General features: G+C 71.2%; 11 protein-coding genes. 5 read left to right on the top strand and 6 right to left on the bottom strand.

Annotated elements, in window-relative coordinates; all coding sequences use genetic code 11:
• Positions 1-16: 16 nt before the first annotated feature.
• From DEJ49_RS03770 to DEJ49_RS03745, 6 genes are all read right to left on the bottom strand, one after another.
• Positions 17-1,102, bottom strand: coding sequence for a WD40/YVTN/BNR-like repeat-containing protein (locus DEJ49_RS03770; RefSeq protein WP_150182380.1), 1,086 nt, complete (start codon positions 1,100-1,102; stop codon positions 17-19).
• Between the two features lie 105 nt (positions 1,103-1,207).
• Complete coding sequence (mmuM, locus tag DEJ49_RS03765; protein WP_150182379.1) at positions 1,208-2,113, bottom strand: homocysteine S-methyltransferase; 906 nt, start codon at positions 2,111-2,113, stop codon at positions 1,208-1,210.
• On the bottom strand, positions 2,110-4,182 hold the full coding sequence (locus tag DEJ49_RS03760; protein WP_150182378.1) for an ABC transporter ATP-binding protein: 2,073 nt from the start codon (positions 4,180-4,182) through the stop codon (positions 2,110-2,112). The genes mmuM and DEJ49_RS03760 overlap by 4 nt, the downstream gene beginning before the upstream one ends.
• Before the next feature lie 17 nt (positions 4,183-4,199).
• Complete coding sequence (locus tag DEJ49_RS03755; protein WP_150182377.1) at positions 4,200-5,105, bottom strand: ABC transporter permease; 906 nt, start codon at positions 5,103-5,105, stop codon at positions 4,200-4,202.
• Complete coding sequence (locus tag DEJ49_RS03750; RefSeq protein ID WP_150182376.1) at positions 5,102-6,061, bottom strand: ABC transporter permease; 960 nt, start codon at positions 6,059-6,061, stop codon at positions 5,102-5,104. Before DEJ49_RS03750 ends, DEJ49_RS03755 begins: the two co-directional genes overlap by 4 nt.
• Entirely contained in the window at positions 6,058-7,899 is a 1,842-nt protein-coding gene (locus DEJ49_RS03745) for a peptide ABC transporter substrate-binding protein (RefSeq protein ID WP_150182375.1), read from the bottom strand. Before DEJ49_RS03745 ends, DEJ49_RS03750 begins: the two co-directional genes overlap by 4 nt.
• A gap of 233 nt (positions 7,900-8,132) precedes the next feature.
• Here DEJ49_RS03745 and DEJ49_RS03740 point away from each other — a divergent pair, with 233 nt between their 5' ends.
• From DEJ49_RS03740 to DEJ49_RS03720, 5 genes are all read left to right on the top strand, one after another.
• A complete protein-coding gene (locus DEJ49_RS03740; protein WP_150182374.1) occupies positions 8,133-9,344 on the top strand; it encodes an ROK family transcriptional regulator in 1,212 nt (403 codons plus the stop codon).
• Positions 9,341-10,930, top strand: coding sequence for a M81 family metallopeptidase (locus DEJ49_RS03735; protein WP_150182373.1), 1,590 nt, complete (start codon positions 9,341-9,343; stop codon positions 10,928-10,930). The genes DEJ49_RS03740 and DEJ49_RS03735 overlap by 4 nt, the downstream gene beginning before the upstream one ends.
• Complete coding sequence (locus DEJ49_RS03730; RefSeq protein WP_150182372.1) at positions 10,927-11,745, top strand: transporter substrate-binding domain-containing protein; 819 nt, start codon at positions 10,927-10,929, stop codon at positions 11,743-11,745. Before DEJ49_RS03735 ends, DEJ49_RS03730 begins: the two co-directional genes overlap by 4 nt.
• Positions 11,742-12,134: a hypothetical protein gene (locus DEJ49_RS03725; RefSeq protein ID WP_223832712.1), complete on the top strand. Its 393-nt coding sequence runs from the start codon at positions 11,742-11,744 to the stop codon at positions 12,132-12,134. The genes DEJ49_RS03730 and DEJ49_RS03725 overlap by 4 nt, the downstream gene beginning before the upstream one ends.
• Positions 12,135-12,281: 147 nt before the next feature.
• Positions 12,282-12,665 carry a VOC family protein gene (locus DEJ49_RS03720; protein WP_150182370.1) on the top strand — a complete coding sequence of 128 codons (384 nt, stop codon included), beginning with the start codon at positions 12,282-12,284 and terminating at the stop codon, positions 12,663-12,665.
• Positions 12,666-12,672 lie beyond the last annotated feature (7 nt).

Below are 12,672 nucleotides of genomic sequence, written 5' to 3'. Positions count from 1 at the left end.
GTAACGGCAGGGGTGATCAACCGATGGCCGCGGCCCGCACGCACAGCACGTCCGGCAGGTGCGAGGCGAGTTGCCGCCAGGTGTCGCCGTCGTCCGCCGACGCGAACACCTCACCGTTGCGATTTCCGAAGTAGATGCCCGCCGGGTCGCAGTCGTCGCTGCACATCGCGTCGCGCAGCACCGTGCCGTAGTGGTCCTCGTCGGGCAGGCCCGTGCTCAGCGGCTCCCACGTCCCGCCCGCGTCGGTCGTGCGGTAGACGCGACAGCGGTGGTCGGCGGGGACCCGGTCGCTGTCGGCCATGATGGGGAAGACGTACGCCGTGCCGCCGCGGTGGGGGTGCGCGACCACGGAGAAACCGAAGTCGGACGGCAGTCCGCCGCCGATGTCGGTCCAGTGCGCGCCCGCGTCGTCGCTGCGGTACACACCCCAGTGGTTCTGCAGATACAGGCGGTCCGGGTCGGCCGCGTCCCGCGCCACCTTGTGCACGCACTGCCCGAACTCGGGGTTCGGGTCGGGCAGGAACACCGCCGAGACGCCGTCGTTCGAAGGGGCCCAGCTGGCGCCGCCGTCCTCGGTGCGGAACACCCCGGCGGTGGACACCGCGACGGTCACGGCGCGCTTGTCGCGGGCGTCGGTCAGCACGGTGTGCAGGCCTTCTCCGCCGCCGCCCGGCACCCACTTGGAGCGGGTGGGGTGCTCCCAGAGGGGACGTACGAGCGAGAAGGACTCGCCGCGGTCCTCCGAGCGGTACAGCGCTGCGGGCTCCGTGCCCGCGTACACGACGTCCGGCTCGGCGGCCGCCGGGTGCAGCTGCCACACCCGCTCGAGAGAGGCCCCGGTCTCCTTGGGGAACTTCACGGCGGGCTTGGACGGCTCCGTCCACGTCCGCCCGAGGTCGTCGGAGTGGAAGACGGAAGGGCCCCAGTGCGCGCTGTCACCGCCGACAAGGAGGCGTGGGGACGGGCCGCGGGTGTCGATGGCCACGGAATACACGGCCTGCGCGTTGAAGTACGGGCTGTCGTCGAACTGCCATGCACCCCCGCGTCTGCGGCCGATGAACAGGCCTTTGCGGGTGCCTACGGTCAGAAGTACATCGGCCATCGTGGCCACCTCCGGGACGTCGTTGTCTCAGGTATCCGTCAGTCTGCACCCGACCACTGACAGTCACCCTTCGGTGCCGCGTTCCCGCAGGTCAACGCCGTGTCCTCAGCTCTTGTGGCCCGGCCACGCCAGCTGCCCGGCCACCTCCGCGATCGCCGCCGGGCCCACCCGGCAGCAGCCTCCGATCAGCCGCGCCCCGGCCGCCCGCCACCCCGCGACCTGCCCGGCCGCGAACCGGGCGGGCCCCCGCCAGGACCGGGCCGCCGCGTCCCACGCCTCCCCGCTGTTCGGATAGACGACCACGGGCTTCCCGGTGACCCGCGCGGCGAGCGCCACCGCCGCCTCCGCGTCCCTGGGGTCGCAGCAGTTGACGCCGACCGCGATCACGTCGTCCGCGTCGGCGGCGAGCGCGAAGGCCTCGTCGAGGGGCTGTCCCGCGCGCGTGCGCGTGCCCGCGATGCTGTACGACAGCCAGGCGGGCACCCCGAGACCGCGCACCGCCCGCAGCAGGGCCCGCGCCTCGTCGGTGTCGGGCACGGTCTCCAGGGCGAGGACGTCGGGTCCGGCTTCGGCGAGGGTCTCCAGGCGGGGCCGGTGGAAGCGTTCGAGCGCGTCCACGGAGAGCCCGTACCGCCCCCGGTACTCGGAGCCGTCGGCGAGCATCGCTCCGTAGGGCCCGGCGGACGCGGCCACCCACACCTCGCGCCCGGTGCCCGACCCGGCGCGCCGGGCCAGGTCGACGCTCAGGGACAGGAGTTCCCGGGTGTGTCCGGCGTCGATGCCGTGGCGCGCGAACCCCTCGTACGTCGCCTGGTAGCTCGCGGTGATCGCGACCTCGGCGCCCGCCTCGTAGTACGCGCGGTGGGCGGCCTCGATCGCGGCGGGCTCGTCGGCGAGCAGCCGCGCGGACCACAAAGCGTCGCTCAGGTCGTGCCCGGCGGCCTCCAGCTGGTTGGAGAGGCCGCCGTCGAGGACGAGGGGGCGCTGGGCAAGGGCATCGGCGAGTCTCACACCGCCGACGCTAGCCGAGGCGAGGCGAGCGGGAAGTGGCAGGCCACCTGGTGTCCCGTGCTGTTCGGCGTGCTGACCGGCGGTTCGGTCGTGGCGCACACGTCCTGCGCGAGGGGGCAGCGGGTACGGAAGCGGCAGCCGGACGGGGGCTGCGCGGCGGAGGGTGTCTCGCCCTTCAGTGGCGCACGCTCCGGGCCCGACGCGCCGGCTTCCGGGTCGGGCAGGTTGACCGTGTCCAGGAGTCCGCGCGTATAGGGGTGCAGCGGATGCGCGTACACCTGCTCGGCGGGGCCCGACTCCACGAGCTTGCCCAGGTACATCACGCCGACGGTGTCCGCCAGATGGCGTACGACGGCCAGGTCGTGCGAGATGAACAGATAGGTGAGACCGCGCTCCCGCTGCAGCTCCCGCATCAGGTTGAGGATCTGCGCCTGCACGGACACGTCGAGCGCTGAGACCGGCTCGTCGGCGACCACGAGGTCGGGTGAGAGCGTCAACGCGCGGGCGAGGCCGAGACGTTGGCGCTGGCCGCCGGAGAACTCGTGCGGGTAGCGGTGCACGGCGCCGCGCGGCAGGCCGACGGCGTCGAGGAGCTCGGCGACAAGCTTCTCCTGTTCGGTGCGGCCGCCGACGCCCTGGATGACGAGCGGTTCGCGCAGGGTCTCGCCGACCCGCATGCGCGGGTCCATCGCGGCGGTGGAGTCCTGGAACATCAGCTGGACGCGCCGCCTGTGCGCGCGCCGTTCGGCCCGCGACATCCGCGTCGGGTCGGCGCCCTCGAAGCGCACCGCGCCGCCGGTCGGCTCCTCCAGGCCGGCGACGATCCGCCCGAGCGTCGTCTTGCCGCAGCCGGACTCGCCGACCATGCCGAACGTCTCGCCCTTGCGGATCGTCAGCGACACCCCGCCGACCGCGCTCACGGTTCCCCGGCTGCGCGAGAAGGCACCACCCTTGAGGGGGAACTCCTTGACCAGTGAGTCGAGTTCGAGGAGTACGTCACCGGGGGCGCCCGCAGCGGGGACGGGCGCGGGGACCACGACCTCGTCCTCGGAGGCGGCTGCGGACGGCACCGGGTGGAAGCAGGCGAACCGGTGTTCCGCGCCCCGCGTCTCGTCGTCCGCGAGAGGCGGTTCCGTCGTGCGGCACTCGTCCGTGGCGAACGTGCAGCGCGGTGCGAAACGGCAGCCTGTCGGGCGCGCCGAGAGGTTCGGCGGCAGTCCGGGGATGGTGTGCAGCTCCGTGCCGCGGTCGGCCGCGCGTTCGGGGAGCGCGGCGAACAGGGCCTCGGTGTAGCGGTGGCGGGGTCGGGCGAACAGGCTGCGGACGTCGGCCTGTTCGGCGACCTTTCCCGCGTACATCACCGCGACCCGGTCCACCCGGTTGGCGATGACCCCCAGATCGTGGGTGACCAGGATCATCGCCATGCCGAGCCGGGCGCGCAGATCGTCGACGAGCTCCAGGATCTGGTGCTGTGTCGTCACGTCGAGGGCGGTCGTCGGCTCGTCCGCGATCAGGAGCTTCGGCTCGCACACCAGCGCCATGGCGATGGCGACGCGCTGCCGCATGCCTCCGGACAGCTGGTGCGGGTAGGCCTTCATGCGCTCGGCGGGCTGCGGCATGCCGACGAGCCGCAGCATCTCCTGGGCACGCGCCCACGCCTCCTTCCTGCCGATGCCGGGGCGGTGCAGGAGCAGCGGCTCCGCCACCTGCGCGCCGATGGTCATCGTCGGGTTGAGGGAGGTCAGCGGGTCCTGGAAGACCATGCCGATGGTGTTCCCGCGGACGTCCTGGAGAACGGGCGCGGGGGCGGCGGCGAGGTCCTGTCCGTCGAACAGGACGCGGCCCGCGGTGATCTCGCCGCCGGGCGGCAGCAGTCCGAGGACGCCGAGCGCGGTCATCGTCTTGCCGCAGCCGGACTCGCCCACGATGCCCAGGGCCTCACCGGGGGCGAGGGACAGGGAGACGCCGTCGAGGGCGTGGACGGTGCGCTCGCGCGAGGCGATGTCGACGTGCAGGTCCTCGATGGAGAGGAGCGGTTCGCTCACCGTGGTGAGCAGGGGTTCAGTCATCTTCGCGGTACTCCCTCTTACTTCCGCAGCCGTACTTCGAACGCGTCACGCAGCCCGTCACCGATGAAGTTGAACGCGGCGACGACGAGCACGATCGCGATGCCCGGCGGGAAGATCAGCCACCAGTAGCCGTTCTGGGTGTAGGTGATGCCGGCCGACAGCATCGATCCCCAGTCGGCCGAGGGCGGCGGAATGCTCAGGCCCAGGAACGCGAGATAGCTGACGTAGAGGATGGCGTCGGCGATCTGGAACGTGCAGTTGACGATGACCGTGCCGATGGCGTTCGGCACGATGTGCTTGAAGACGGCGCGCGTACCGCCGCCGCCCATCATCCGCATCGCCTGCACGTACTCGCGGTTGCGCAGCGACAGGGCCTCGCCGCGCACCAGACGGGCGGGGGACAGCCACGCGACACCCGCGATGATCATGATGAGGACGCCCTTGCCGGGCGTGATGATCGCGGCCACCACGACGAGCAGGAACATCGCGGGGATGGCGAGCGCCGCGTCCGTGACCCGCATCATCGCCGCGTCGACCCAGCCGCCGAAGTAGCCGGAGACCGCGCCGTACACGGTGCCGAAGAGGGTGGCGAGCAGCCCCGCCGCCAGGCCGATCTCCAGGGACGTCTGTCCGGCGACCATCAGCCGCCCGACCATGTCGTAGCCGAGGTCGGTGGTGCCGAGGAGGTGTCCCGAGCTGCCGGGCGGCAGGTTGGCCTGCGACAGGTCGGTGTGGACCTGCTCGGTGTCGTACACCAGCGGGCCGAGGTAGCTGAACGCGAGCAGCAGGAGCAGCACCACCATGCCCGTCAGGGCGAGTTTGTTGCCGGTGAAGACCTGGAGGGTGCGGCGGGCAAGCGACGGCGTGGCCCGCGCGGCGTCCTCGTGGCCTGGCGCGGTGACAGGGGCGACCGTGGTATTCATGCCACGCTCCGTATCCGGGGGTCGAGGACGGCGTACAGGACGTCGGTGAGCAGCGAGCCGACGACGGTGGCGACACCGACGACGAGCGTCACGCCGAGCAGGACGGGGAAGTCGGAGCCCTGCGCCGCGTTCCAGAACAGCAGCCCCATGCCCGGGTAGTTGAACATCGACTCGACGACGAGGGCGCCGCTGAACAGCGTCGGCAGATAGAGGCCGAGGAGCGTGGCGAGGGGGATCAGCGCATTGCGCAGGACGTGCCTCACCATGATCCGGCGGCTCGACTGGCCCTTGGCCATGGCCGTGCGGACGTATTCCTCGGTGAGGTTGTCGAGCACCGCCGAGCGCATGTAGCGGCTGAACATCGCGACGATGCCGAAGGCCATGGTGACCACCGGCAGGACGAGCCCGGTGAAGTCGCCGAGGAGCGCGCCGATCGTCTCGCCCTGCGGTGCCTCCGCCGGGAGGACGGGCATGACCTGCGCGAACAGGATGATCATGATGAGGCCGAGGAAGAACACCGGCGTTGCGTACAGGAGGAAGGCGAGGCCCGTCAGCGCGTAGTCCGACGCCTTGCCGCGCCGCACGGCCTGCAGCAGGCCGAGCGGGACCGCGATCACCACGGCGAGGACGGTCGACAGGACCGTGAGGAGCAGCGTCTTCGGCAGCCGCTGCTTCAGCAGGTCGAAGACGGGCGAGTTGAGCTTGAACGACTCGCCGAGGTCGCCCGTGAGCAGCCGCTTCACATACATCGCGTACTGCGTCGGCAGCGAACGGTCGTACCCCTGCTGATGGTTGAAGTGCTCGATCTGCTGCGGCGTGCCCTTGGGGCCGAGGATGGCGCGGGCGGGGCCGCCCGGCAGCAGGTGCAGGAGCACGAAGACGATGACGGACACCAGGAAGAGGACGACGATCGCCTGGAGGAAGCGTTTGACCAGAAAGCCGGTGAAGCCGGTCACTTCTCGGCCCCCTTCTTCTTGACGTAGTACCAGTGCTGGGGCGCGAAGGTGACGGTCGGGTTCTGCGAGACGCCACGCAGGTCGTTGCGGATCACCGAGACCTGGTACGCGGGGTTCGGCATCCACATCACCGGCAGCTGCTCGGCGAGGTACTCCCCGTACTCGTGGACGGCCTTCATGTCGGGGGAGTACTGCACGGCCCGGATGGTGCGGTCCGCCTTCTTGTCGCTGTAGTTGCCGAAGTTGGCGGAGGCGCCCGTCGAGAAGAGCTGTTCGCCGCTGGGGTTGAGCGGGTAGTACCAGCTGCCGGCCGTCCCGAAGAACGACATGTCCCAGTCGCAGCCCGGGTCCTTCGCCGTGCACGGAACGGAGTTGCCGAGCACCGAGTTGAGTGGCTGCTGGCGCACGGTCAGGTCGATGCCGCCCCTGGACAGCGACGACTTGAGCTCCTGCATCATGTTCGTCGTCTCGGTCGACCCCGACTGGGAGAGCAGGGTGAGCTCGAGGGGCGTGTCCTTGGCGATGCCCTTGCCGCACTGGTCGGCGCCCGTGCCGGGACGTACACAGCGGGCAATCCCGTCCTCCGTACGCCAACCGTGCCGCTCCAGCAGTGCCTTGGCCCTGGCGATGGAGAACGGGTACCGGTTCTTCTCCATCTTCTCGGACAGGTACTGGCTCTTCGGCGTGACCGGCACCGGGCCGAGCGTCGGGGTCGCGCTGCCCTGCCAGATGACGTCGCTCATCGCCTTCTGGTCGACGAGATGCTGCATGGCCTGGCGGATGTACAGCTGGTCCATCATCGGGCCGCCGTGCGTGGAATTGAAGTTGTAGACGATGTACGTCGCCGCCCAGCCCTCCCACGGGTCGACCCGGTACCCCTTGTCCTCGAACTTCTCCTTCTGCGCCATCACCGAGGGCGGGATGTAGCCGTAGTCGACGCCGCCCGAACGCAGCACGTTGTACTCGGAGTCGGCCGTCGTGAACGGTTTGAACACCACCTTGTCCAGGTGCGGGCGCTCCGACTTCGGGCCGGTGAACTTCTCGTTCGGCACGATCGTGACCTGCCCGCTGTCACGCCAGCCCGCCAGCTTCCAGGGCCCGTTGACCGTCTTCCAGAGCGGGTCCGAAGCGTACGAGCCGAGGCTCTTCGCATGCTTGGTCAGCCGCGCGAAGACGGCCTTGGCGCCCGCGGAGGTGCGGTCCCAGTCGCCGATCCTCCCGCCGTCGGTCTTCGCGTCCCAGGCGTGCTGGGGGAGCGCCCGCAGCAGGACGAGCTGGTTGGCGGTGAACCAGTCCGGGTTGTAGGCGCGGGACAGGTGCAGCCGCACCGTGTGGTCGTCGAGCGTCTCGAACCGCTTGACGTTGTCGGGCATCGTGCCGACCGAATAGCTGCCCCAGTCCGCCTTGTTGGCCTTGACCAGGTTGAACCAGAACTCCAGGTCGCGGGCGGTGACCGGCGTGCCGTCGGACCACTCGACGCCCTCGCGCAGCGGCACCGTCACGGTCTTGTTGCCGTCGCTGTACCTCGGCTCGAGGCCCAGCGTGCCGGGCCCGTGCGTGGTCAGCTCGCCCTCCGCCTCGTCCTGCACGGCGTCGTACACCGGCGTGAACAGCAGCGAATTGATCCCGTAGTTGTACGAGGCGCCGTAACCCGGCGCGCCGATCGGGAAGATCCAGTTGGGCGTCGCCGACGGCGGCAGCGCCATCGTCGCGGTGCCGCCTTCCACGGGGGTGCCGCCGGTGGGGCCCATGTCGATGCGGCCGCCCTCGCGGGTGCAGCCGGTGAGGGCCGCCGCGAGGACGAGCAGCGCGGCCGCCGCGGACCTGAATGAGCGCATGGCGATGGGCCTCCAAGGGGTACGGGGCCGGCCCGTGCCGGAGTACGACGGGGCGGCGCCCGAACGCTAGGCCGACCGCGAAAAACAAGTCAATAGCTTCATTCGGCAAGAAGTGGAAAAGCGGGAAGCTCTGGCCAACTTGCTTCGACGGGCCCTAATGTTCGTGTCGTTGTCGAACGAACCGCGTCGAACAAACACTTCTCAGCAACAGGCAAGCACCTGGGGGCGGCCGCATGACCGGAACACCACTCGGCGAGCCGGGCTCGGGGCAGCACATCCTGCACCTGGTCTCGTCGGGGGCGGCCACGTCCCGCGCCGATCTCGTACGCGAACTGGGCCTCGCCCCCTCCACGGTCTCCCTGCGCGTGCAGGAACTCGTCGACGCGGGTCTGCTCACCGAGTCCGGCGAGGGCGCGTCGCGCGGCGGCCGCAGGCCCCGGCTCCTCCGGGTGGCCGCGCGGGGCGGCGTCGCCCTCGCCGCGGACCTCGGCAGTCACCACGCGCGGCTCGGCGCCGTCGACCTCGGCGGCACCGTCACCGACGCGGTCGACCTGCCGCACGACATCACCGCGGGCCCCGACTCCGCCGTCGACTGGCTCTGCGAACAGGCCGACGCGCTCGTCGCCCGGCAGCGCGCCGAGGGCCGCACGGTCCGCGCGTTCGGCGTCGCCTTCCCCGGCCCCGTGCAGCCCGGCACCGGACGCGTCCTCAGCCCGTCCCGCATGCCCGGCTGGCACCGCTACCCCCTGCGGGACGTGCTCGCGGAGCGGCTCGGCATCCCCGTCACCGTCGACAACGACGCCACGATGATGGCCGTCGGTGAACACCGCGTGGCCCGGCCGGAACTGGACCATCTCGTCGTCGTCAAGGCGGGCCGCGGCATCGGCAGCGGCGTCATCTCCGCCGGCCGCGCGCACGACGGCGCCAACGGCAGCGCGGGCGACATCAGCCACGTCCGCGTCGACGCCGCCGGTGACCGCCCGTGCAGCTGCGGCAACATCGGCTGCCTGGAGACCGTCGCCAGCGGTGCCGCCCTGATCCGCGAACTCGCCCTGCAGGGCGTCGAGGTGTCCGACACCAGCGACCTGCTGCGGCTCGTCGCGGACGGCGACCCCCAGGCCACCACCCTCGTCCGCACCGCCGGACGGCACATCGGCACGGTCCTGTCCGTCGTCGTCAACTTCTTCAACCCGCAGGCCGTGGCGCTCGGCGGCGTTCTCGCCACCGCGGAACCGCTCGTCGCGGCCGTGCGCGGCGTCCTCTACGAACGCTGTCTCCCGCTCGCCACGGCGGACCTGGAGATCACCACCACCGTGACGGGCGTCGACGCGGGCCTGCTCGGCGCGGGCCTCACGGCGCTGCGCCACCACCTCCCCACCACGTCCGGCCCGAGCTCCGTCCCCGGCCCCGCCCCCGCACCGCAGGAAGAGAGCGCACCCGCATGACCCCCACCGCACACCCCCGCCGCCTGCGCATCGGCATCGGCGGCATCGGCATCGAGTCGTCCACGTTCTGCCCGCACCGCTCCACCACCGACGACTTCCACCGGACCCGCGGCCAGGACCTCCTCGACCGCTACACCTGGACGCAGGCAGACTCCGACCTCGCCGACACCGTCGAGTGGGTGCCCCTGCTGCACGCGACGTCGCTGCCCGGCGGGCCGGTGGAAGCGGAGTCGTACCTGATCCTCAAGAACGAACTCGTCACCCGCATACGCGAGGCAGGACCCCTCGACGGCCTGGTCTACGACATCCACGGCGCGATGAGCGTCATCGGCCTCACCGACGCCGAGGCCGACCTCACCGAGGCGGTGCGCGCCGCCCTCGACTCCGTGGGCACCCCGGACGGCACGGGGCGCCCGATGATCTCGGCCGCCATGGACCTGCACGGCAACGTCTCGCGCCGCTTCGCCGAACCGATCGACCTGCTCACCGCCCACCGTCTCGCCCCGCACGAGGACGCCTGGGAGACCCGCGAGCGCGCGGCCCGCAACCTCGTGCGGTGCCTGCGGGAGGGCGTCCGTCCGCACCGCGCCTGGGTCCAGGTCCCCGTCCTCCTGCCCGGCGAGAAGACCAGCACCCGCCTGGAGCCCGCGAAGTCCCTCTACGCCTCCCTCGCCGACATCGAGAAGCTCCCCGGCATCCTCGACGCGGCGCTGTGGGTCGGCTACGCCTGGGCCGACGAACCGCGCTGCCGGGCCGCCATCGTCGTCACCGGCGACGACGCCGAACTCGCCGCCGCCGAAGCGGAGAAGCTGGCCCGCCGCTACTGGGACGCGCGCCGCGACTTCGTCTTCGTCGGCCCGACGGGCTCCGCCGACGAGTGCATAGAGAAGGCGGTGGCGTCGGACGCGCGGCCCTTCCTGATCAGCGACTCGGGTGACAACCCGACGGCGGGCGGCGCGGGCGACCTCGCGTACATGCTGGCCAGGCTGCTCGACAACGACGCCATCCGCTCCGGCCGGGTCACCGCGGTCCACCCGGGCATCACCGACCCGGTGGCCGTCGCCCGGTGCTTCGAGGCGGGCGTGGGCGCGGAGGTCACGCTGAGCGTCGGCGGCAAGGTCGACGCGAACCACGGCGGCCCCTACGCCCTGACCGGCACCGTCATCGCGCTGCAGCGCGCCACCGACCAGAAGGACCGGGCGGAGGGCGGCGCCTACGACCGCGGCGTCGACATGGCCGCCGTGCGCCACGGCGGCCTCACCGTGATCCTCGTCGAGCGCCGCAAGCCGTTCCACACGCTCGCCGACTTCACGGGCCCGGCGGAGGGCGGCCTCGGCATCGACCCCCGTACATACGACCTCGTCGTCGTGAAGATCGGCTACCTGGAGCCCGAACTCCACGACATGGCCGCGGACTGGCTCCTCGCCCTCACACCGGGAGGCGTCGACCAGGACCTGCCGAGACTCGGCCACCACCGGGTGGAGCGCCCGCTGTACCCGTTCGACGAGGACGCGTACGACGACGGGCCGCCCGACCTGACGCCGGTCCGGCTCACCCCGCTCACACCCCGGAGGAGCTCCCAGTGAAGCGTGCCGCCACTCTGTCCGCCCTGGTCTGCCTGCTGGCGATCACCGCGGCCGCACCCGCCGCGCCCTCCGCACCCGCCGCGCGTGAAAGTGCGCACAAAGGGACCCTCCTCGACTCCGTCCCGAAGAAGGGCGTACTGAGGGTCTGCACGACCGGCGACTACGCCCCGTTCACGAAACTGGACCCCGCCGACGGCACGTACACCGGCGTGGACATCGACATGGCCCGTGACCTGGCGAAGAGCCTCGACGCGAAGCCGAAGTTCGTGGCGACGACCTGGGCGAACCTGACCAAGGACGTGGCGTCGCGGCGCTGCGACATCGGCGTCGGCGGCGTCTCGATCACCCTGCCCCGCGCCCGGCAGGTCTACTTCAGCGAGCCGACGCGCGAGGACGGCAAGACACCCGTCGTGCGCTGCGCCGACAAGGACAAGTTCGGGGCGGGAACCCTCGCGGACATCGACAAGCCGGGCACGACGGTGATCGTCAACCCCGGCGGCACGAACGAACAGTTCGCGCGCGCCCACATCAAGCAGGCGACGATCAAGCTGCACCCGGAGAACACGACGATCTTCCAGGAGATCATCGACGGCCGCGCCGACGTGATGATGACGGACGCGAGCGAGACGCTCTACCAGTCGAAGATCCACCCCGAACTGTGCTCCCTCCACCCGGAGAAGCCCTTCACCTTCTCCGAGAAGGCGTACGCGACACCACGCGGCGACGACGAGTTCCTGGAGTACGCCGACCAGTTCGTGCACCTGGCGAAGCACGACGGGACGTATGCGAAGTACGAGGCGGAGTGGATGAAGTGAGCCCTGAAGGCGGGGCTGTCCCGAACGACGTGGCCCTGGCCGACCGCAACGCGGCCTTGGGCCACACGTCCGCAGAGACGGAAGCGGAACGCACTGTCAGGCGCGCGGTGGGCGATGCGGTGCCGCACCTCCTGACGCGCTGGGACGAGGCCCTCGACGTGGAGCGCTTCGTGCTGGCTGCGCCGGCCGCGGCCCATCGCCCCGGCCTTGAGCCCCCTGTGGTGTCCGCCGTCCGCCTCCCCGATCTACCCGCTCCCGCGGACACGGACCGGGTCACCACGGTGGCGCTGATGAGAGAGCTGCTGGACGAGGAGGGCAGCGATGTCGCTGTTGCCGCACTCGCGGGTCATGTGATGCGTGAGGTCGGGCGGTCCATCAGCTCTCTGTGAGGACGGGTACGGATGGTGGCGCCCACGCCGCGGCGGGGCAGGCCGAGTTCGGCGTGCAGGTGCCGCAGGCCCAGGTCGGGTTCGGCGACGGGCTCCGCGGGGGGTGCGCCGCCGTTTGGAAACGACGGCGCGGGAAACCCGGACGGCATGACCGTCCACAAGAACACCGTGCTCGTACTGGACTGTTCCGAGCCCGAGCGGCTCGCAGAGTTCTACGCCGGACTGCTGGGCGCCGAGGTGCGGTTGAGCAAGGACCCGGACTACGTCGAGGTCACGAACGACGGCGGGGTCTGCCTGGCCGTGCACCGGGAGCGGGACTACATCCCGCCGAGCTGGCCCCGCCCCGAGGACTCGCAGCAGGCACATTTGCGGATCATGGTCGCCCGGCACGACATGGACGAGGCGGAGCGCGAGGCGGTCGGTCTCGGTGCGCGGCCCATCGACACGAAGGACAACAGCGGCCCCCGGGACACCCGGACCTACTCGGACCCGGCAGGGCACTCGTTCACGCTGGCGGCCATCCCCGAGTGACCCGGGC

It is taken from the genome of Streptomyces venezuelae, from assembly GCF_008642335.1.
Lineage (GTDB): Bacteria > Actinomycetota > Actinomycetes > Streptomycetales > Streptomycetaceae > Streptomyces > Streptomyces venezuelae_F.
Note: the sequence above shows the minus strand (reverse complement) of the source record. Positions and strands in the feature narration are given on the sequence as shown.